Origin of the sequence: Klebsiella sp. K4 (genome assembly GCF_014596785.2) — a bacterium.
Classification (GTDB): domain Bacteria; phylum Pseudomonadota; class Gammaproteobacteria; order Enterobacterales; family Enterobacteriaceae; genus Klebsiella; species Klebsiella pneumoniae.
Genome location: NZ_CP115021.1, coordinates 1,498,664 through 1,520,028, shown reverse-complemented (window position 1 = coordinate 1,520,028; position 21,365 = coordinate 1,498,664). Strand labels below are relative to the sequence as shown.

The window sequence follows — 21,365 nt, the reverse complement described above, 5'->3', positions numbered from 1 at the left end:
ATGTAATGTGCGGCCTTAGTGCAGGTCTTCCGGCCACGGAAAGTGTTTCGCCGTCAATGGCGGCGTTTGATAATAGTGTTGTAACGCGCGAATAAAGCGCGCCGGACGTTCGGGGATCCCTTGTTCAAGTAAAGTCATCACCCGAGCATGCACCCGGCGCTGGAAGGCGATGCGATCGGGCTCAACGTCCCCTTCCAGATTGTCACAGCTGACGTTAAACGGAAATCCCGCCGCCACGCAGAACAGCCACTCAAAGGCCTGCGGTTTCACCTCGACATCCTCAAACTGGCTTTGGGTCATCGCATCGCGGCCGTCCGGGCAGTACCAGTAGCCAAAATCTACTTGTTCGCGACGCGCCTTGCCGGCGACACACCAGTGAGAGATCTCGTGCAGGGCGCTGGCAAAAAATCCGTGCGCAAACACGATACGGTGATAGGGCGTTTCATCGTCAGCCGGAAGGTAGATCGGCTCATCGTCGCCTTTAATCAGGCGGGTATTAAATTCTTCGGCAAAGCAGCTGTCGAAAAGGTCTATCAGCTGCTGATAATGGTGTTGCTGTTGCATTAATGAATTCCCAACCACTGCAAAATCTCAGCCCCGTGGCTGTCATAAAGAAGTTTCGCGCTCATCACCGCCGAGACGATAACGATCATCGGCCGGATCAGCGACTGCCCTTTACTCAGCACCAGCCGGGACCCGGCGCGGGCGCCAATAAACTGGCCGGCCATCATCACAAAGCCGGTGGCCCAGATAACCTTTCCACCGATGATAAACAGCAGCAGGCCGCCGACGTTTGAGGTGGCGTTCAGCAGCTTGGCATGGGCCGTCGACTTGGCAAGGTTAAACCCGGCCAGAGTGACAAAAGCCAGGGCGTAAAACGAACCGGCGCCGGGGCCGAAAAAGCCATCGTAAAACCCTACGCTACCGCCGGCGACCAGCGCAAACGGCAGACCGTAAAGCCGACGCTGCCGGTCGGCTTCGCCCAGTTTCGGCATCAGCAGGAAATAAAGACCGATGCCAATCACCAGCAACGGCAGGATCTGCTTCAGAATATCGGATTGCACGTGCTGCACCAGCAGCGCTCCGGCGGTTGAGCCGATAAAGGTCATCAGAATATTCAGCTTCTGATCGGCCAGATTAACCACCTTGCGGCGGACAAAATAGAGGGTCGCCGATAGCGACCCGCCGCAGGCCTGCAGCTTATTGGTCGCCAGCGCCTGGGCTGGCGGCATGCCGGCCGCCATCAGCGCAGGGACAGTCAATAAGCCCCCGCCTCCCGCCAGTGAGTCAATAAAACCGGCCAGGATGGCGACAAAGAAGAGTACCACCAGCACCAGCGGCGATACGGCAAACAACTCGATAAAACTATCCATTACAGCACATGCTCATCCAGTAGCGCCTGGCAGGAAGGCGGCAGCGGCGGCGGCGTCTTCTTCACAGGGGGGGTAGACCCGGGTTTAGGTGGTTCGAACCAGCTCTGCAGCTCCGCTCCGCAGCCATCGCCGGGCGGCGGCGGCGCCTGATCCTCGCACTCCAGACTTCCCGCCGGGCAACGCAGTCGGACGTGCATATGAGCGCGATGCTGGAACCAGGGACGGACTTTACGCAGCCACTGGCGGTCGCTGCCCGCGTCCAGGCACAGCTGCTGTTTAATCGCCGGGTTGACGAAGATGCGGGTAACTTCGCTATCTTCCGCCGCCAGCTTGATAAGCTGGCTGATTTGCGGGCTCCATAGCGACGGCACCACATGCTTGCCATCGCTGGCGACCAGGTCCAGCGCCTGCGGCTTCAACAGCTGGGACGATGTCCAGCGCGTTTGCGGCAGCTGAAGGAAGATATCGACATCGAGGCCCGTCTGGTGGCTGGCGTGCCCGCCGTTAAAGCGCCCGCCCGCCGGCATCCCCATGTCGCCAATCAGCACGGTTCCCATACCTTTATTGTGCACCTGATTACTCAGGCGCTGAATAAACTGAACCAGATCCGGATGACCGAAGTAGCGACGCTGATCGGTACGCATCACCTGATAGCCGGGGGCACTCAGGGGGAGCGCCTCGGCGCCAACGATACAGCCATTGGAAAACGCGCCGATTGACTGGGCGCTGCCGCCGATCGGTTGGGTTATTTTCTGCCATGGCGTGGCGGCCAGGCTACCGGCGCTAGCCAACAGCGCAAGCAGTGCGATAACGGTGTTTTTCATGGTTACCAGCGTGGAATTGTCGTCGTCACGTCGCCATTCTGCGCGCGCTGACGCATAAAGTGATCCATCAGAACGATCGCCAGCATCGCCTCAGCGATCGGTACGGCGCGGATGCCGACGCACGGATCGTGACGCCCTTTGGTGATCATCTCCACTTCTTCGCCAAAGCGGTTAATCGTATGACCGGGAACGGTAATACTGGAGGTAGGCTTCAGCGCGATGTTGGCAACGATCTGCTGGCCGCTGCTGATGCCGCCAAGAATGCCGCCGGCGTGGTTGCTCTGGAACCCGGCTTTGGTGATCTCATCGCGGTTTTCGCTGCCGCGCAGCTTCACCACCTCGAAGCCGTCGCCAATTTCCACCCCTTTCACGGCGTTGATGCTCATCAGCGCGTGGGCGATATCGGCATCCAGGCGGTCGAAGACCGGCTCACCGAGGCCTGGCGGTACGCCGTCAGCCACTACCGTCACTTTCGCGCCAATGGAGTCGCCCTCTTTTTTCAGGCCGCGCATCAGTTCATCCAGGGCGTCGATTTTATCCGGGTCCGGACAGAAGAAGGGGTTCTGCTCAACCTGATCCCAGTCTTTGATGGCCAGCGGAATATTGCCCATCTGCGTCAGGCAGCCGCGAATGACGATGCCAAACTTCGCGGCAAGGTATTTTTTGGCAATCGCCCCGGCCGCTACGCGCATCGCGGTTTCGCGCGCAGAAGAACGACCGCCGCCACGATAGTCGCGCAGACCATACTTTTGCTCGTAGGTGTAATCGGCGTGGCCCGGACGGAACAGATCTTTGATCGCGCCGTAATCCTGCGAACGCTGATCGGTGTTCTCAATCAGCAGACCGATACTGGTCCCGGTGGTAACGCCTTCGAAGACGCCGGAGAGGATTTTGACCTGATCCGGCTCGCGACGCTGCGTGGTGTAACGCGAGGTACCCGGGCGACGACGATCGAGGTCGTGCTGCAGGTCGGCTTCGGTCAGCGGGATGCCCGGCGGCACGCCGTCAACGATGCAGCCCAGCGCCAGACCGTGCGATTCGCCGAAGGTAGTGACGCGAAAGAGTTGTCCAATTGTATTTCCTGCCATCACGGCTCCAATCTTTTTCGTTATGTTGGCGTGTTGTTTTTTTAGTCTTTATAAATACCGAAGTGCGCACGGGCGTCAATCAGCTGCTGTTTGGTCAGCATAAAGACCCCGTCGCCGCCGTTATCAAACTCAAGCCAGGTAAACGGCACGTCCGGATACTGCTCCATCAGATGTACCATGCTGTTACCGACTTCACAAATCAGAATCCCGTCGTCGCTGAGATAATCCGGCGCGTTGCCGAGGATACGGCGCGTTAGCTTCAGGCCGTCGCTTCCGGAGGCCAGCCCCAGCACCGGCTCATGCTCATACTCTTCCGGCAGATCGGCCATGTCCTCTTCATCGACATACGGCGGATTGGTGACGATCAGATCGTACTGCAGCTTCGGCAGATCGCGGAACAGGTCGGAACGGATCGGCGTAACGTGATGGATCAGGCCGTGGGACTCAACGTTGTGCTCGGCGACGGCCAGCGCGTCCGGGGAGATATCTACCGCATCGACTTCCGCTTCCGGGAAGGCATAGGCGCAGGCGATGGCGATGCAGCCGCTACCGGTGCACATATCAAGGATGTGCTGCGGCTTATGGTTAATCAGTCCGGCAAACTGGTTATTGATCAGTTCGCCAATCGGGGAGCGCGGCACCAGCACCCGCTCATCAACGTAAAACTCATGCCCGCAGAACCATGCTTTGTTGGTCAGATAGGCGACGGGAATACGCTCGTTCACGCGGCGAATCACCCGCTCTACAATGCGGTGTTTCTCGCTGGAGGTCAGGCGCGCAGTGCGCATGTCTTCCGGGATATCCAGCGGCAGATACAGTGAAGGCAGCACCAGCTGTACCGCCTCGTCCCACGGGTTATCAGTCCCGTGACCGTACCAGATATTAGCAGCGCTGAAACGGCTTACCGCCCAGCGCAGCATGTCCTGAATGGTATGCAGCTCATTGACTGCCTCATCAACAAAAATTTTATCCACGACATCCTCCAGGGCACACTCTGCTATAAATTCGGCGGCTAGTGTGCCATGAAGACGGCGATAAATCAGCATTCTTGCGATAAGGGGCGGGGGAAAAAACAGGTTTTCCTTGCCCGAAGGGATATTGAGTCGGGTAAACTAGCGCAAAGTATGAATGAGAGCGGACAATGAAAAAGAAGACATCGCTTAGCGAGGAGGATCAGGCGCTGTTCCGTCAGCTGATGACCGGCACGCGGAAGATCAAACAGGACACTATTGTTCACCGCCCGCAGCGCAAGAAAATTACCGAGGTTGCTCCTAAGCGTTTGCTGCAGGAACAGGTCGATAACAGCCACTATTTTTCCGATGAGTTTCAACCGCTACTGAATACCGAAGGCTCGACGAAATATGTCCGCCCCGACGTCAGCCATTTCGAGCTGAAAAAGCTGCGCCGTGGAGATTATTCGCCGGAGCTGTTCCTCGATCTGCATGGGCTTACCCAGCAGCAGGCCAAACAGGAGCTGGGCGCGCTAATTGCCGCCTGCCGCCGCGAGCATGTGTTTTGCGCCTGCGTGATGCACGGGCACGGGAAACACATCCTCAAACAGCAAACCCCGCTGTGGCTGGCGCAACATCCGCATATTATGGCGTTTCACCAGGCACCAAAAGAGTACGGCGGTGACGCCGCACTGCTGATATTGATTGAGGTCGAGGAGTGGCAACCGCCGGAGCTGCCGTAACGGCGGGCTCCGGGGGGGCCGTCAGATGGCGTTGGCCATCTTGAGGTTGCAGGGGCTTTTCTGCCAGAGGAACTCACCTTTGCCGTCGGCATCCAGCGTCACGCAGGCGATAGCCGAGGTGGTGAACATCGGGGGTGTTTCCCCCGGACACAGCTCTGAGACCAGATACCCCACCAGCGGCAGGTGGGAGACAACCAGCGCCGTCGCCACGCCTTCATTCGCCAGCGCCTGCAGATAGGCGCTCACCATTCCCACATCACCGCACGGCGTGAGCTCCGGCATCACGTCGACATGTTTCGGCAGGTTCATGCACTCCCCAACAATATCCAGCGTCTGTTCCGCACGCAGATAGGGACTGACAAGAACGCGCTCAATATCCACTTTTTGACCTTTCAGCCAGGTTGCCATCTGACGAGACTCATCACAACCGCATACGGTTAATGGACGAACCGAGTCACTGGCTGCATCGAGGGCAGCGTCGCCGTGACGCATAATAAAAACTTGCATATTGCACCGCTTTTGTTAACCAGAAGCACCGTAGTTTGGCCTGCGAAGACAATACGCAGGTGACCCGGTGGCCGGGCATTGTGCCTGATCCATTCCACGAATGAAACGCTGTTTTTTACCTCAATGGCGTAAGTATAGTCAATCATTGTTTACAAAACAGCCAATCAACAGCGTCGTCCGCAGCCGGATTTACCTTCTTTGACCACAACTTAGGTCAGCCGTTCATCCGCTGGCCAAAAGGTGGTCCCCTGTTCGGCCATGCGTAATAAAGTGTCACAGGGTGTAAAACGTGGGCCGAACTGGGCGGCCAGGCGCTGCAGGATCGCGGCAACTTCACCCGCGCCGATAGTATCCATATACCGGAACGGGCCGCCAAGAAATGGCGGAAACCCTATACCAAAGACGGCGCCGATATCGCCATCGCGCGCGCTCCGGATAATCTGCTCATCAAAGCAGCGCGCCGCTTCGTTAAGCATCATCATCACACAGCGCTCCGCCACCTGCTGCGCGGAAAGCCGCGACTGCGGGCGGCCGATGCCGAGCAGCGGATAGACTGCCGGGTCGGGCCGTTTTTTGCTTTTACGCCCTTTTGTCTCATAAAGATAGAAACCACGATTATTTTTTCTGCCTTTGCGATCGTCCTTCAAAATCGCGTCAATGATGTTTGCAGGCGGGCTAAAACGTTCTCCAAACGCGCCCTCCAGCACGGGGATAATTTTGGTGCCGGTATCGATACCCACCTCATCCAGCAGTTGAATTGGCCCCACCGGGAAACCGAATTTAACCAACGCGTTATCAATGACTTCAATCGGTTCGCCTTCCACCAGCAGGCGCATCGCTTCATTGATATACGGCGCGAGGATACGGTTCACATAGAACCCCGCTTTATCTGCGACAACAATCGGCGTTTTCCCCTGCCGTTTAGCCAGCTGCACCACGGTGGCGATAGTCTGCGGGTCGGTTCCCTTGTGCGGGATCACCTCAACCAGCGGCATTTTTTCCACCGGACTGAAAAAATGCAGGCCGATTACCTGCCCCGGGCGGCTGGCGTGAGCGGCAATATCGCCGATTGGCAACGATGAGGTATTCGACGCAAAGATGGTCTGCGGCCCGCCGTATTGTTCCACTTCGCTGACCATCCGCTGTTTGAGAGCCAGGTCTTCAAATACCGCCTCGATCACCACATCGCGATGAGCAAAGCCCTGATAGTCGGTAGTGCCGGAGATCAGCGCCATCTGACGATCGCGCTCCACTGGGCGCAGTCGACGCTGACGAACCTGTTTATTCAGCAGATCCCAGCTGTACTTTAAGGCGTGGTTGATGCCACGCGGCTGGATATCTTTAATCCGCAGCGGCAGCCCACCCTTACAGGCGGTCACATAGGCGATCCCCCCGCCCATCAAGCCACCGCCCAGTACTGCAACGCTTCTCAGCGGGCCGGGGCCCGCCTCGGCGCCAGGGTCTTTTTTCAGATCGGTACTGGCAAAGAAGATCGATCGCAGCGCCTGCGACTGCGGGCTCATCGCCAGTTCGCCAAATGCGCGCGCCTCTTCAGCGTATCCGCTGCTGCAGCCATGGGCCAGACCATTCTCGACGACCTGCAAGATTCGCTTCACCGCCGGGTAATTTCCCTGCGTTTTGCGCTGCGTTTGTTTACCGACAAACTGGAATAACAGATGGCGCCCCAGGGGCCCTGCCAGTACGCGTTCACGAACAGGCACCTCCCGGCTGGTCGGTCGTCCCTTCAGCGCCAACTCCACCGCTGCCTGCAGTAAAATCGCCTGTGGCACCACCTCGTCCACCAGACCGGCCTTCAGCGCCTGCCGCGGCCGCAGCTGCTTGCCGGTGAGCATCATATCCAGCGCGGTGCTTACCCCGATCAGCCGCGGTAAACGCTGCGTCCCGCCGGAACCCGGCAGCAGGCCAAGCTGTACCTCCGGCAAGCCGAGTCGGGTTTTTTCGTCATCGCTACAGATACGGCCATGACAGGCCAGCGCCAGCTCCAGACCGCCGCCAAGGCAGGCGCCGTGGATAGCGGCAATCACCGGGATCGACAGGCCATGGATCTCAGCCATAATCTGCTGTCCCTGGCGCGCCAGCGCTTCCGCCTCCTGCGCGCTGCGGCAGCGGGCAATCATGTTGATATCAGCGCCGGCGATAAAGTTATCCGCTTTGGCGGAGATAAATACTACGCCGCGCACTGACTTATCGTCACGTAACTGGCGTATCAATCCCCGTACCTGACTGCCAAATTCGGCTTTCAGGGTATTCATTTTTTCACCCGGGGCATCAATGGTGATCACCGCGATTTTGTCCGCACGGACCTCAAGCTTAAAAGCGGAAACAGTATCCATTATTCAGCCTCCACGATCATCGCCGCACCCAGACCACCAGCCGCGCAGGCCGTCACCAAACCAAATCCCCCGCCCCGTCGCCGCAGCTCATGCAGCGTCTGGGTGATCATCCGCGCGCCGGTGGCGGCGAAGGGGTGACCGTAGGCGATAGAGCCGCCGAGGACGTTAAACTTGCTTTCATCTACCTCACCGGTGGCCTGCGAGCGGCCCAGCACCTCGCGGGCAAAGCGGTCGCTTGCCAGACACTGGAGATTGGCCAGCGTCTGCGCGGCGAAAGCTTCGTGCATATCGATAAGCGTGAGATCCGCCAGCGTCAGGCCAGCGCGCTCCAGCGCCAGCGGCGTGGACCACGCGGGCCCCAGCAGCATATCCTGCCAGACGTCGATGGCGGTAAAGGCGTAGCTGCGCAGATAGCCCAGCGGCCTCAGCCCCAGCTCTTTAGCCCGCGACTCGGTCATCAGGATCACCGCTGCCGCGCCGTCCGTCAGCGGCGTACTGTTGGCGGCGGTGACGGTGCCATGTTTGCGGTCAAAGGCCGGGCGTAACTTCTGATAATCTGCGAGCGTTGAATTTTTACGAATATTGTTGTCCTGCTCGAGCGGTTCGCGGAAAGGGGGAGCATAGGCGGTCATCACCTCTGCGGACAGTTTACCCTCTTCCCAGGCTTTCGCTGCCAGCTGGTGCGAACGATGCGCCAGGGCATCCTGTTGCTCGCGGGAGATCCCCCAGCTTTTCGCCATCTGCTCGGCGGTATCGCCCATCCGCAATCCGGTTGAATATTCAGCCACCGCCGGGGGGACCGGCAACAGGTCGCGTGGCCGCAGACGGGAAAACAGCTTCAGCTTTTGGCTCAGCGTGCGTGCCTTATTGGCATCCACTAGCGTGCGGGCCAGCGTTTTACTGACCCCAATGGGCAGGACAGAGGAGGAGTCGGCGCCGCCGGCAATACCGGCGCGGATGGTGCCGGCCATCAGGCTTTCAGCGACGTTCGCCACGGCCTGGAAACTGGTGGCGCAGGCGCGGCTGACGCTATAGGCGTCGGTATGTACGCTCATGCCGGTACCCAGCACAATTTCCCGGGCGATGTTCGGCGCTTCCGGCATCTGCACCACCTGGCCAAAGACCAGTTGCTCGATGACTTCGGCAGGAATGTCGCTGCGCGCCAGCATCTCGCCAACCACCATTTTTCCTAAATCAATGGCCGGAACGCCATGAAAAGCCGTAGCCTGACGAGCAAATGGCGTGCGTAGCCCCGTGACAATGGCAATGCGATCGCCCTGACGGGTGATAAGCGGTAATGCCTGACTCATAACACTCCCCTGTTAACCAAGACAACCAAGTGGTCTGACCTGATAACATTCTTAACTAATTTTTTACATTAAGCCAATCGGAGAAGCGCAAAATTGCGAGCCAAAACACAGTGAAAAGAAAAGGAAACGCCCCTTATCAGGGGCGTCGAGGGGGAAGGATTAACGTAAGCCCAGCTGGAAGATCAGGGATTCTGCTTCGCAGCTGAAAACAAAATCGATATCCAGCTGCACACCGCCGTCAACGTCAGTGAAGGTTGGGTTAATTTGGCACGGCTCAGATTCGACATTGCGGGCTTTTTCGCTTAACGCGGCGAGCGTTTGCTCGGCTTCAGCGCGGTTGGCGAATACGCGGCTGTAGGAGGCGGTGCAGTCGGTGTTGTCAACAATCGTGCCAACATCCATACAGCAGCAAACCGGGGTTTCATCAGCGCTACATTTACTCATCGTAGATTTCCTCTGGAGATGCACCTTCGGTGCCAGAAAAATGATGTGCCTATTTTACGCCCTGTCCCCGGAGAGCCTCCAGCCGAGAATCGCTCTGCCGGCGTTAAGTGACAGAAATCACACTTAAAAATGATCTAAAACAAAAATCCCCTTCTGTCCCCCTTGCTCTCTCCGAGATTTTTGCCAGCTGGATCGCGTTTCTGTTATCACAATTGAAAAACTTCATAAACATACTTGCAACAAATCATCTGGTCAGACCTATACTCAGCGCACTGGTCTGATTTCTTGGTTGTACCGCAGACCCTACACTCCCGCGCTTCTGTTACGGCATGTAACATAGTTTAAAAAAAAATAACTCAATGAGGTTATGGGCATGAGCCAGAAAACCCGCTTTACCCAATCTGCCCTTGCAGTGGCTGTCGCACTTGTTTCCACCCAGGCCTGGTCAGCAGGCTTCCAGCTCAACGAATTCTCTGCATCGGGGCTGGGTCGTGCCTATTCCGGTGAAGGGGCGATCGCTGACGATGCTGGTAATGCCAGTCGTAACCCGGCATTAATTATGATGTTCGACCGCCCGACCATGTCGGCGGGCGCCGTGTTTGTCGACCCGGGCGTTAATGTTTCGGGCACCTCTCCCACCGGCAAGAGCCTGAAAGCAGACAATATCGCCCCGACGGCGTGGGTGCCCAACTTCCACTTTGTCGCGCCGATTAACGACCAATTTGGTTGGGGGGCGTCTATCACCTCTAACTATGGTCTGGCAACAGAGTATAACGATGATTATGCGGCCGGCAGCATGGGCGGTAAAACCGACCTGACCACCGCGAACTTCAACCTGAGCGGCGCCTACCGCCTCGACAGCAACTGGAGCTTCGGCTTAGGCTTTGACGCGGTCTACGCCAAGGCGAAGATCGAGCGCTATGCAGGCGATCTGGGGCAGATTGTCGCAGGCTCTGGCGCGCTGCCGCCGGCGCTGGCGGGCCAGGTAGCGAAGATCCCGGCCGACACGCAGATCGCCCATCTTAACGGCAACGCGTGGGGCTTCGGCTGGAACGCCGGGATCCTCTATGAGCTGGATAAGAATAACCGCTACGGTTTAACCTACCGTTCTGAGGTCAAGATCGACTTCGACGGTAACTACCGCAGCAGCCTGCCGGCGGCCTATAACCAGATCCTCGGCAACTTCGGCCTGCCGGCGGGCACCAGCGGCCAGACGACAAATGGTTCGCTAACCCTTAACCTGCCGGAAATGTGGGAGCTGTCCGGCTATAACCGCGTGGCGCCGCAGTGGGCGGTCCACTATAGCCTGACCTACACCAGCTGGAGTCAGTTCCAGGAGCTGAAAGCCACCGGCAGCAACGGCCAGACGCTGTTCTATAAAGAGGAAGGCTTCAAGGACGCCTATCGTCTTGCGCTGGGGACCACCTATTATTATGACGATAACTGGACCTTCCGTACCGGTATCGCCTTCGATGACAGCCCGGTGCCGGCTAATAACCGCTCTATCTCTATTCCGGACCAGGATCGCCTGTGGCTGAGCGCGGGTACCACCTACGCGTTCAATAAAGATGCCTCGGTTGACGTCGGCGTTTCATACATGCACGGGCAGCATGTTGAAATTAAGGAAGGCCCGTATACCTTCCGTTCCGAAGGAACCGCCTGGCTGTACGGCGCTAACTTCAACTACCGCTTCTGATAAGCAGCGCGCCACAAAAAAGGGTGAACATTATGTTCACCCTTTTTTTATCATTCGCCGATCACTGTGAATCGATATCCTTCAGCTCATCCTGAATAGCCTGAGCATTCGGGTTGTCCGCCGGGGTCAGCTTACCGCCGTTGGCGATAAAGTCATGACGCTGGAAGTAGGCTTCACGCATCAGAATGTAAGGGTCGGAAGACTGGCGCAGCAGGCCGTCGGAATCCAGCAGCTGAGCACGTGTCTCAATCCCTTCCACCGCCCATTTACCGATCGACATCGGCCAGGTCAGCCAGGAGAGCACCGGATACAAGCCATCGGCCATATCGCCGCCTTCGTCGCGCAGGGTAAAGCTTCCATAGAACGGCAACTGAACATACGGGCCATAGCCAACGCCATAATGCCCAAGCGTACTGCCGAAACGATGTGGCTCAACCCGCTGTAGCTGCGGATTCGCCATCCCGGCCACATCGATAAGCCCACCCATACCGAGAATGGTGTTCAGGAAGAAGCGGGTAAAATGCACCATACCTTTATAGGGGTCGCCCTGCAGGAAGTAGTTCACCATCACTGCCGGCTCTTCCAGGTTACTGGTAAAATTGCTTAACCCGTTGCGCGCCGGCTGTGGGACGTAGTCGCGCCATGCCACCGCGACGGGGCGAAGTACGTAAGGATCAACCACATTAAAGTTGAAGTTAAACATCGTGCGGTTAAACCCTTCTAACGGGTCTGAGCGCCCCTGCGGCCGATCGCCAGAGCTGGAACTGGCACATCCCACCAGCAATGTGGCGCCAAGCGCAAGCGCCGACAGGCGATAATTCATAGATGTCTCCCTGGTTTTTATGGCTATCGCGAGTTGCCATCCATGACGGAAAGACAACGCTTCCGCCCGTAAAGATGTGAGCGATTGTAACAGCACGTTGAACGATGTCTATATCACCCAAGTTGTTGATTTGATCTTAGCCTGGGAATAACGAAATCGCGGGGCTCCTATTCTACCGGAGCGACAAAAATCTGACGTTACCATTTTTGCGATTTCAGAGTATGCCCAGCCAGACGGCAGGGAAAGCCGCTACGCTATAACTATACAGATTGATAGCGAGGGCCACGAAATGGATGAACTAGACAATAACAAATTAAAGGCAGAGGATGACGAAAGAGAAGTGGAAAGTGAGGAAAATCAGCGTGGTGAAGAGATCGAAGTAAATGAAGATCGCCTTCCCTCGCGGGCGATGGCGATCCATGAACATATTCGCCAGGAAGGGGAAAAAGAGATGGAGCGCGATGCGCTGGCCCTGCTATGGTCAGCGATTGCGGCCGGCCTGTCGATGGGGGCCTCCCTGCTGGCGAAGGGAATTTTTCACGTCAAACTGGAGGGGATCCCGGGCGGTTTTTTGCTGGAAAACCTCGGCTACACCTTCGGCTTTATTATCGTAATTATGGCCCGCCAGCAGCTGTTCACTGAAAATACGGTCACCGCCGTTCTGCCAGTGATGCATAATCCCACCCTCGGTAACGTCGGTTTGCTGATGCGGCTATGGTCGGTGGTGCTGGCGGGCAATCTCATCGGTACCGCGGTGGCCGCATGGGCCTTCAATTATATGCCTATTTTTGATGAGCCAACCCGTCAGGCCTTTGTCAGCATCGCCGAAGACGTAATGAAAAACAGTCCGACAGAGATGTTCGCCAATGCGATTATTTCCGGCTGGCTGGTCGCCACCATGGTCTGGATGTTTCCTGTCGCCGGCGCCGCCAAAATCGTGGTGATTATTCTCATGACCTGGCTTATCGCCCTGGCGGATACCACCCATATTGTAGTGGGCTCGGTCGAGATCCTTTATCTGGTGTTTAATGGAAATCTGCCCTGGAGCGACTTTATCTGGCCGTTCGCCCTGCCGACCCTGGCGGGAAATATCTGTGGCGGGACCTTCATCTTCGCACTGCTGAGCCATGCGCAGATCCGTAACGATATGAGCAGCAAGCGAAAAGCGGAAGCCCGCGCCCAGGCGGCGGAGAAAGGGAAAAAGGCCGACCGGGCATAAAAAAAGCGCCCTGAGTGGCGAGGGTTTAAGCAGTCAGACGGTATGGCTCTTACTCAGGCGGGCAAAAAACGCTATACTCGTGCCGCCTTGTCCCCTTAGTTAAATGGATATGGTTGATAAATAATATAAGTTAATGTATTTATTGGAAAATAAAGCAAATTAATACCTTTTTATGTACTCATATATGTACACATATTCTGAAGGCTTTATATAACCGGGCATTCGTCATCATTACGGCTAGTACGGTTGATGACGAATGTCACTATTCCTAACACTACCAAATCGTCCAGGGCCTCTCCTTCCAGCGCCTCACCATCCCGAGTAATAAACGCCCGCCCCATAACTTTCGCAAAATCTGTACCGCCTGAGTACTGGATCAATACCGTGTCCTGCTGCTTTGGTTTAACGGAGAAATCAACTACGGCATAGCCTGTTTCTATCTGTACGATCCGAGTATTAGGGCCGATGCTGCATAGCTTATCGACGGTTAGCCGTCCCTCTACATAGTCTGATGCTGGCGATGGAAAGCCCACGATTACAGCCCTCCATTCGGGTTGTAAAGCTGGAACGTGCGATCGTCACCTTCCTGCGTTGAGACATCGCGGAATGTTGTCACGTAGCCCTCTATCCACTGATTAGCCTGCCGTGGCGACCAGTGCCAGTTATATCTCTCCAGTTCCTGCAGAAATCGCCTGGTGGTGAGGATGCGCTTTCCGTTAGGCAGGATATCTATTGCGTTCCGGCATGCTGTCTCGATTTCGTATAAACGCGGCATACTTCCCCCTATCAAATGTACTGTATATAAATACAGTAAATGCATGTATGCAGCAGATCAATATTGGCAGTGGCTATCAATGATCTGCACAGACGTAACGCATTGATGCCTCAATTCGACTGGCTACATTGAGCAGGAAAATATTTATAAATCGTCTTCACTCCCACCCCTATCACATCGGCTACCTGTTGCCGGGTAGCGCCGTTCTCCAGCATCCTATGGCATCGCTCCACAACCTCAGTGGTCATTACCCGGCGGCGGCCGCCGACTCTCCCCTGCTCCCTCGCTGCGGCTAAACCGGCGCGGGTACGCTCGACGATCAGCTCGCGCTCCATTTCCGCCAGGGCGCTCATGACGTGGAAGAAGAATCGCCCTGCAGGCGTCGAAGTGTCGATCGAGTCGGTAAGGCTGCGAAAATTCACCCCGCGAGCCTGCAGCTCCGACACGAGCGTAATCAGATCACGCACGCTGCGGCCAAGCCGGTCCAGTTTCCAGACCACCAGCACGTCGCCGGGCTTAAGCCTGCGTAAGGCGCGCCTCAATCCCGGCCGTCTGGCATTTTTCCCGCTCGCGGTGTCTTCAAATATCTGTTCGCATTCTGCGCGAAACAGTGCTGTTTTCTGCAAATCGAGGTTTTGATCCCCTGTAGAGACCCGTGCATAGCCAATCAGCATGTTGTAACCCGTTGAAATAGCTGATTGTAAAAAGCTCCGCGCTTTCGCTCAAACCCTCGTTTGGGCGAAGCCTCTTTTTGGAGCAAAAAAACATGGCCTTTAACCCGGAGCTGGGGAGCACGTCTCCCGCTGTGCTGCTCGATAACGCTGAGCGCCTGGATAAGCTGGTCAATGGGCCCGCCGCAGATGTTCCCGACCGTGGTGGTGATCCTCTTTATTCATGGCGCCAGATGATGGCGAAAAACGATGAGGTCAGGCAGAACCTTATCCCGCTCAGCAAGCAATACCAGACACTGGCAGCGGCGCAGGCGGATATCGCGAATATCCCCGAGGGGAGCACCACGTATTACCGCAGCCCGGACGACAGCGCGCTCGCAATCGAGGTGATGAACGTTGGCGGGACGCTGCAGCCTACCGGCCGCCGTATGCCTTCATATGACCTGGTGGCGGCCATCAGCCAGGCAGTAACGGCGGAGGTCATGGCCCGAACAGGTCTGATATTCAGCAGTGATGACCAGACCATGCTCTCTTTGTGCGATGAATGGGGATATGAAGCCGGGCGGATCACTGAGAATAGTTTCGAAACGAGGAAACTCAGACTGATCCAGTCAGAGACAGGGCCGCTACTGACGCTGGTTGATGATTTCGGTTATGCGGTGAATCTGTTTTCCGAAAGAGGCGCGCTGGTTGCCGGAAATAATGAGTTGTCAGATTCAGAGTCGCTTATTTCCTTCCCTGATGAATTCGGGAACGAGCTGATTCTGGTTGATAAGCAGGGGCGGCTGTATGCCGGGGATAACATCATATTTGACGCGCCGGACTGGGCACGCTGTACCGTTGACCCCTTCGGGTATGTTATCGAAGGCGTGAAATTAAATGGTGATGTGGTCAGCAAGAATGGAGGCGGCGGTAGCGTCGAACCTGTGCCCTCTGTACTGGAGAGCAGCGCAGCAGCGCACTGGCTGTTTGGCTATGAGTCCACGTCGTATACAAGCCGTGTGGGGTATAAAACGCTGACACCGTAGGCCGCGCCGGAATTCAATAACAATTACATTTCGATCTCCGCCTGGGGCGGCGCGCTGATGACCGATATCCCCGATGCCGGGGAATACACTGTCTGCGCGGTGGTCAGGGTACCTGAACAGGCCCCGTTAACCGACTGCGTGGTGATTTACGGCACACAGAACGGGTATTCACTTCGGGATGACGACGACACCTACACCGGCAATCAGCTGTCGATGTTTTCCGACAGGGATGATCGGCGATGGCTGCGTGTGAAAAATTCCGGTTACCGGGGAACGTCCCGGCATTATCCGACACTACAGCCTCCTGTCGGCCAGTGGCTGTTCATTTCACATGTGGTGAAACTTGAGGGCAGCGGACTGCGTTACCAGGCAATCAGCGTAGGTGGCGAAGAATATCAGATGCTGCGCGAGGCCGATGCAGATCGCCTGATTCTTTCCGGCCGCAACATCGCCATTGGCAACGGGTGGTGTGATAACGCCATGTTCAAAACCAAAAATCTCGACATCGCTGAATTCATCTACTTCGACCATTCGCTTTCTGCGCAACAGGTCCAGGCCGTTTATCACAATTCCCGCCAGCGTATGGCTGAGCGCGCACTTAACTTACAGTAAAGGAGTATCCCTATGGGCACAGCAATTATGGCCGCTGGCACCGATGCATCAGCGTACGCAAATAATTATCTTCCGCCGGTCACTGGCCCGCTAGCCTGGGCCAATCTGGAAAGCGATCTGCTGCCGGCTGGTCGGCGCCTTAAAAACTTCGGTAGCCTCGGAGGTACCTTTGCGCTGTCCGGTATTGCTCAGCTGGTAGCAAAAGGTGTCGCAGCGGCAGCGGGTACGGAAAGCCGTCTGACTCTGGGTACCTTTACGCCGGATGCTTACACCTTCATCGTGCTGGTCGACGTGGGCCCGGATGCAGGGATACTGCGTCACCGCAATATTCGTATCAGCACGAATGCCAGCAAAAAGCTCCAGCGCGTCATGGATGCCGGTACCAGCGTTTCGGATATCACTGCGCCTGCAACGGGCGCGTTCGCCGTATTCCTGTGTGGTGACAGCACCGGGCATGCGTTTGGTATTGTGACGGCTTCAGGCATTCAGAAATCCACCTCCACGGCGGTGAACAGCGGGACGACTGCCACCTGGATGGGAGGGACCAATCAGGCAGGCCTGGCAGCAGCATGGGCAGGCTATGGTTCGGCTTTCTATGACCGCAAGCTCAGTGACAGTGAAATGGAGCGGGTGGCAGAACGCCTTATTAAACGGGCGCGTTATCTGGGAGTAACGGTGAATGGCTGATTTGTCGATTTCGGTTATTTCAGACCAGGCATCTGAGAGCAATCAGGCGGGGTGGTGGCACCCCCTTGACAGCTTTCAGGGAGTGGAATGTTACGGGCTGTGTAAAGAGTACGGTACCGCCGGTTATCATCAGGTCGAAATCGTTCGCCGTGATGCCGATGGTACTCTTACGCGGGGAATGTGTAAGAACGTCGACGGGACGGTCGCGGAATTTAACAATGACGTGGGCCATAATCAGCCATCTGTGGTTGTGGACGGTGCGGGATATATCCACGTGTTTACGTCGATGCACGTTAACCTGCTGCGGTACTTTCGCAGCGCGCGCCCTGGCGACGTGTCGCAAATGGTGGATGCGACCCTGGACTTTCCGGATGTGGACTGGGTCTGGACGTACCCGATCACCGGCAGAGGTCCCGATGGTGATGTATATTGCCTGATGCGGGTCGCCAGCCGGAGCACCACCGGGGAAAATAAACGCGGGGGTATCCTTTATCGCTTTGACGTCGGCACGCTGCGATGGACCCGTTATGCGCATGTGGCTGAAACAGCCAACCGCGCTATTTACCCGGATGATATAGCCATTAACGAGGATGGCGTCCATCTTCTGTTTCAGTGGTCGGCCTACCCGTCGTCTGCCGTCCGGCATGTCGGGGATTATGGCGTCATTGGTACTGATGGACTGATGAGAACAATAAATAACACGCCCCTGCCAATGCCGGTAACGCAGGGACAGCTGGCGTATAAGCCATTGCAGCCGGGTGAAAACCCGGCGATAAGTGACGGGCTGAAAATGGGGATTCAGTCTGCGAAATTTGCGTTTGATGGCGAGGGGTTGTCGCATATCACTTACCGTTTCAGAACCGTGGATGATCCTTCCGGGACCTGGTTCAGTAAGTTCGGGATCTACGTTGCGACATGGGCGGGGTCGGCATGGAGCGAACAGCAGATCGCGTATGTCCCGCCGGAGAGGGGGAACACTTCTGCAGCACTGGCGGCAACCGTTCAGGGGGGCAAGCGGAGGGTGTATTTTTCGGTGGAATACACGTCTTCCGGGAATACTGTCGCTGTCATTGTCCTGGCGGAAAATGCAGGTTCTGGATGGGTCTACTCGGTACTCGGCAACAGTGCTCCCACACTTCTGCGCCTGGGGTCTGCGCCGGGCAATGGCGGTGATGTGCTTTACGTCTCAGCACCATTTGAGGCTAAGGTATATCGCTATTTTGTGCCAGAAGATTATTCCCCGGCTCAGCAATTCACAAGTTTTGATGTGCTGCTGTCGACTCTGGTGTAATTAAAAAATCCCCCGGAGGCACGCCGGGGGGAAAGGTGATAAATGACATTATTGCTGTGTGCGTCTTTGCGCACTGCATATCTTGTAAGAAAATTCCTGGCATTTCCAGTTTTTTCTAATTTTTAAGAATAAGATCATGCAGTTATGCCACGCTTTGAGTAATAAGCCTTTAACGCAGCATATACCTGATTGATCTCAGTTGTTGAGAGCATACGGCTATAAATCGCGGCCGCGTACAAATTACCCTGTGAGCTCTCTGCGGCGTTGTAATGCGATCCCAGGAGGATGTTACCTGACTTTCCATAAACGCCATTTGCTGGCAGAGGTGCCTGGGCATTTTTATTATTCGTCAGATCATAAAGGCTGGACGTTTTTGCTGTCTGACTGAATGCCGATGCTATGGCGCGGAGCCTGATATTATCAACACCCGACGATACCCCATACGACAGGTTCTGTCGGGTGATGAAACCATCAGTGGAATAACTCAGCGACAGCGTTGAGTTTCGCGTGGTGGCGCTCTGACGCATAAAGGATTGTGACGTGAAGCTCCCTCCATTTGTAATCGGCGAACCTGTAGTGGACCAGGTCGGGAAATTACCATCCGCGCCGGTTGGTTCTGCCACCGTAATAATGGTCATTTCATCAGTCAGTTTTATCCCGGTATTGATGAAATTCAGCAGGTTGGTCAGCAGGAAGCTTTGCCCGTTGGTGTTAAAGAGCGGACTCCCGTTCTTTGCAGGAGTCGGCTTGTTGGGGATCAGGTTGCGTGTCAGCGAGTCTTCGCTGTTAAAAAAATTGAAGTACTCCACGCCTGCAGTTACCGGAGGTAAATATCCGGTCGCCACCGCAGAAAAATCGACATCTTTCTGAATTGCCAGGCTCATTTATTCATCCTTAGTGAAGGTCATGGAAAAGGCAATAGACCAGTTTTCCATCGGATAGGGTTTGCCGATCAGCTCCGGAATGTTCTCTTCCGGCCACTGGGTGAACTGCGGGTCATATTCGTACACTTCATCCGGTACGTATTTATCAGAATCGGTTACCATGCCCTGCCCATACTGGGGGCGTGTTGCATAGGCCACCCTGACTTTCCCCTGCGGCTCTGTATCGCATGTCAGGCGAATAACCGTGTCGGCTGCAACAGCAACGCTGGTGATATTCAGTTCTGTCCCTATGCCGGACGGATCGGCATCAATCATATGCCAGGCGCGAAATCCGCAGTTAGTGACGGGGGTTCTGGTTCCGTTCCTGAACGGGCTGGTAAATTTTAATGGTGGATGATCGACGTAGTAACTCAAAAGAAAATCTGAACCTGCACAGGTAATGCCCGTGGGAGCGAGTGGCTGGAATGGGCGCCGCTGATTCAGTACACGATCTTTTGCTTTGGCAAAATAACAACCCAGCCAGCGACTGCCGTTGGTCATCAGATGGCCACCTTTATCCGGCAACTGATAGTCCGGCCCAATGAGGAAACAGTTTGGTGTTTCCTGACAAAACTCCCATTGCGCCATTCCCACCCAAAGCTCGACAGCGTTCACCGGCTGCGTGGCCGGATTAGGACTGTAGGTGTATCCCGTCTGAGAAATAAACCAGGCCGGATTGTCTTTCTGGCCGGTGATCCCACGAATAGTATTATTGACTTTGTTGTAGAGTTGCCCCAGTTGCGATTTATATGTGGCTTTAGGCGTTCCGTCATCATAGTCGCGTTGCCCCTGAACGAAATCGACTCCGGTAACCGAATAGGTTTTCCCTTCGCTGTCAGCCAGGGCCTTTGCCTTCGTTACGCATTCAACGACACGATTAAAATATTTGGTATCGTCCATCAGGCTGGCAATTGACTGGCCGGACACGCCGACCGTGGAGGCGACAAACAGTCTGCCAGGGTCAGCACTCAGACAGTGCGCCTCAAGGAAATGTCGTCTGAATCCGTTCACCGCGCCAACGATCGGACTCTCCCCTTCATTAACCGCGCTTCGAGCCAGAGCGAGTTGCTCCGAATCGGACAGAATTGCGCTGCCAGAGACTGACTGTACAACTGCCCGCAGAGGTTGCCACGCATTTACGCCCAGGGGGACAAACGCATTGTTCGTCGTGCTCGCCGGACGAACAGACTGCCCCAGCATTAGCGAATCATATTTAGGCGTTTTGCTGACAACCGGCCAGCTCATATACCCCATACCAAGGCTCTGACACTCCATCAAAAAATGGTTATACGCCTCAGTCGGAAATTTCAGCCGTGTCAGTACGCGCCGGGAAACTTCCGCCGCGTAAGCTTTATTTTTCAAATCCAGAATGCTGACTTCGTCAACAGATGAAGAACCGCCGGAATCTCCCAACAGATAGCGTCCGAAATTATCCAGCACATCGATATAGAATCCCTCGGGGTCCTGAAACCGTAATCCAACATCATCGGTAAACAGGATTTTAATATTTCCCGCCAGAATGTTGTCTGTCCCAAGGTAAGCAGCCCTGGATCCAAATCCCCCCTGATCATCCACTCCCCATGAAATCCAGCCCGCAGAGTCTTTCAGTGCCAGCCAGAACCCTGGTACATCTCCGGTAGCAATCGAATCCAGCAACTGGCGCGAAAGTGCGTCCACGGCATCCTGAGAAGGCATTCGACGTCCGGTAGGCTGCAGCGTCCCGCCAACGTTCATCACCTCGATTGCGAGCGCGCTGTCGTCCGGGCTACGGTAGTACGTGGTCGACCCCACCGGAATATTCGCGATATCCGCCTGTGCAGCCTCCAGCGTCTGATACTGCTTACTGAGCGGGATGATGTTTTGCCGAACTTCGTCATTCTTAACCATCATCTGGCGCCAGGTATCGAGCGGTTCACCTGCGCGGTCGTTAACCGTTCCGGCCGGACCGTTAACCAGCTCGTCAGCGCGCTTAACGTTGTCCATGAATATTTCCGGCGTCGTCGTGCCCAATGGCGGGTTAAGTTCGGCCATGTTTTTTGCTCCAAAA

General features: G+C 55.9%; 21 protein-coding genes and 1 pseudogene. 7 read left to right on the top strand and 15 right to left on the bottom strand.

Translation table 11 applies throughout. The features are described 5' to 3' along the window. Positions 1-15 precede the first annotated feature (15 nt). The 5 genes from IB144_RS07610 to prmB are packed head-to-tail and all read right to left on the bottom strand — an operon-like array spanning position 16 to position 4,259. Positions 16-564, bottom strand: a complete 549-nt coding sequence (locus tag IB144_RS07610; RefSeq protein WP_002913339.1) for an elongation factor P hydroxylase — start codon at positions 562-564, stop codon at positions 16-18. Further along, a complete protein-coding gene (locus IB144_RS07605; RefSeq protein WP_002913340.1) occupies positions 564-1,373 on the bottom strand; it encodes a sulfite exporter TauE/SafE family protein in 810 nt (269 codons plus the stop codon). The genes IB144_RS07610 and IB144_RS07605 overlap by 1 nt, the downstream gene beginning before the upstream one ends. Next, positions 1,373-2,197, bottom strand: coding sequence for a penicillin-insensitive murein endopeptidase (gene mepA / locus IB144_RS07600; RefSeq protein ID WP_004174960.1), 825 nt, complete (start codon positions 2,195-2,197; stop codon positions 1,373-1,375). Before mepA ends, IB144_RS07605 begins: the two co-directional genes overlap by 1 nt. Before the next feature lie 2 nt (positions 2,198-2,199). Then, entirely contained in the window at positions 2,200-3,285 is a 1,086-nt protein-coding gene (aroC, locus tag IB144_RS07595) for a chorismate synthase (protein ID WP_025861134.1), read from the bottom strand. A 41-nt stretch (positions 3,286-3,326) separates the two neighbouring features. Then, entirely contained in the window at positions 3,327-4,259 is a 933-nt protein-coding gene (gene prmB / locus IB144_RS07590) for a 50S ribosomal protein L3 N(5)-glutamine methyltransferase (protein WP_002913346.1), read from the bottom strand. 167 nt (positions 4,260-4,426) lie between these two features. On the opposite strand from prmB, the gene smrB reads away from it, so the two are divergent. Continuing rightward, complete coding sequence (smrB, locus tag IB144_RS07585) at positions 4,427-4,978, top strand: endonuclease SmrB (protein ID WP_002913348.1); 552 nt, start codon at positions 4,427-4,429, stop codon at positions 4,976-4,978. 21 nt (positions 4,979-4,999) lie between these two features. On the opposite strand, the gene sixA is transcribed toward smrB, so the two are convergent. The 4 genes from sixA to IB144_RS07565 form a co-directional block, all read right to left on the bottom strand. Next, a complete protein-coding gene (sixA, locus tag IB144_RS07580) occupies positions 5,000-5,485 on the bottom strand; it encodes a phosphohistidine phosphatase SixA (protein ID WP_002913355.1) in 486 nt (161 codons plus the stop codon). Between the two features lie 209 nt (positions 5,486-5,694). Beyond that, a complete protein-coding gene (gene fadJ, locus IB144_RS07575) occupies positions 5,695-7,839 on the bottom strand; it encodes a fatty acid oxidation complex subunit alpha FadJ (RefSeq protein WP_048337828.1) in 2,145 nt (714 codons plus the stop codon). Beyond that, a complete protein-coding gene (fadI, locus tag IB144_RS07570) occupies positions 7,839-9,149 on the bottom strand; it encodes an acetyl-CoA C-acyltransferase FadI (protein WP_002913358.1) in 1,311 nt (436 codons plus the stop codon). Before fadI ends, fadJ begins: the two co-directional genes overlap by 1 nt. Positions 9,150-9,308: 159 nt before the next feature. Further along, a complete protein-coding gene (locus tag IB144_RS07565; protein WP_002913359.1) occupies positions 9,309-9,593 on the bottom strand; it encodes a YfcZ/YiiS family protein in 285 nt (94 codons plus the stop codon). 373 nt (positions 9,594-9,966) lie between these two features. Here IB144_RS07565 and fadL point away from each other — a divergent pair, with 373 nt between their 5' ends. Beyond that, entirely contained in the window at positions 9,967-11,289 is a 1,323-nt protein-coding gene (gene fadL / locus IB144_RS07560) for a long-chain fatty acid transporter FadL (protein ID WP_002913360.1), read from the top strand. 61 nt (positions 11,290-11,350) lie between these two features. Here fadL and mlaA read toward each other — a convergent pair whose 3' ends face one another. Next, a complete protein-coding gene (gene mlaA / locus IB144_RS07555) occupies positions 11,351-12,112 on the bottom strand; it encodes a phospholipid-binding lipoprotein MlaA (protein ID WP_002913362.1) in 762 nt (253 codons plus the stop codon). Positions 12,113-12,401: 289 nt separating this feature from the next. On the opposite strand from mlaA, the gene IB144_RS07550 reads away from it, so the two are divergent. Beyond that, entirely contained in the window at positions 12,402-13,331 is a 930-nt protein-coding gene (locus tag IB144_RS07550; protein ID WP_004149224.1) for a formate/nitrite transporter family protein, read from the top strand. A 206-nt stretch (positions 13,332-13,537) separates the two neighbouring features. Here the strand turns inward: IB144_RS07550 and IB144_RS07545 are convergent, their stop codons facing one another. The 3 genes from IB144_RS07545 to IB144_RS07535 form a co-directional block, all read right to left on the bottom strand. Then, the gene (locus IB144_RS07545; protein WP_135723824.1) at positions 13,538-13,864 is read right to left on the bottom strand and encodes a hypothetical protein; all 327 of its coding nucleotides are present in this window, start codon (positions 13,862-13,864) and stop codon (positions 13,538-13,540) included. A 2-nt stretch (positions 13,865-13,866) separates the two neighbouring features. Then, complete coding sequence (locus IB144_RS07540; RefSeq protein WP_023149922.1) at positions 13,867-14,106, bottom strand: hypothetical protein; 240 nt, start codon at positions 14,104-14,106, stop codon at positions 13,867-13,869. Positions 14,107-14,216: 110 nt separating this feature from the next. Continuing rightward, positions 14,217-14,780, bottom strand: a complete 564-nt coding sequence (locus IB144_RS07535) for a recombinase family protein (RefSeq protein WP_114455512.1) — start codon at positions 14,778-14,780, stop codon at positions 14,217-14,219. Between the two features lie 92 nt (positions 14,781-14,872). Between IB144_RS07535 and IB144_RS07530 the strand changes: the two are divergent. The 4 genes and pseudogenes from IB144_RS07530 to IB144_RS07515 form a co-directional block, all read left to right on the top strand. Continuing rightward, positions 14,873-15,250 (top strand): annotated as a pseudogene (locus IB144_RS07530) (hypothetical protein); the annotation flags it as partial. A 612-nt stretch (positions 15,251-15,862) separates the two neighbouring features. Continuing rightward, positions 15,863-16,417, top strand: a complete 555-nt coding sequence (locus tag IB144_RS07525; RefSeq protein ID WP_223168764.1) for a LamG domain-containing protein — start codon at positions 15,863-15,865, stop codon at positions 16,415-16,417. A 12-nt stretch (positions 16,418-16,429) separates the two neighbouring features. Continuing rightward, positions 16,430-17,104, top strand: a complete 675-nt coding sequence (locus tag IB144_RS07520) for a hypothetical protein (protein WP_032412789.1) — start codon at positions 16,430-16,432, stop codon at positions 17,102-17,104. Next, on the top strand, positions 17,097-18,395 hold the full coding sequence (locus IB144_RS07515; protein ID WP_348796943.1) for a BNR-4 repeat-containing protein: 1,299 nt from the start codon (positions 17,097-17,099) through the stop codon (positions 18,393-18,395). Before IB144_RS07520 ends, IB144_RS07515 begins: the two co-directional genes overlap by 8 nt. Positions 18,396-18,529: 134 nt before the next feature. Here the strand turns inward: IB144_RS07515 and IB144_RS07510 are convergent, their stop codons facing one another. After that, on the bottom strand, positions 18,530-19,279 hold the full coding sequence (locus IB144_RS07510; RefSeq protein WP_149358874.1) for a hypothetical protein: 750 nt from the start codon (positions 19,277-19,279) through the stop codon (positions 18,530-18,532). Then, a complete protein-coding gene (locus tag IB144_RS07505) occupies positions 19,280-21,349 on the bottom strand; it encodes a hypothetical protein (protein WP_223168880.1) in 2,070 nt (689 codons plus the stop codon). Positions 21,350-21,365 lie beyond the last annotated feature (16 nt).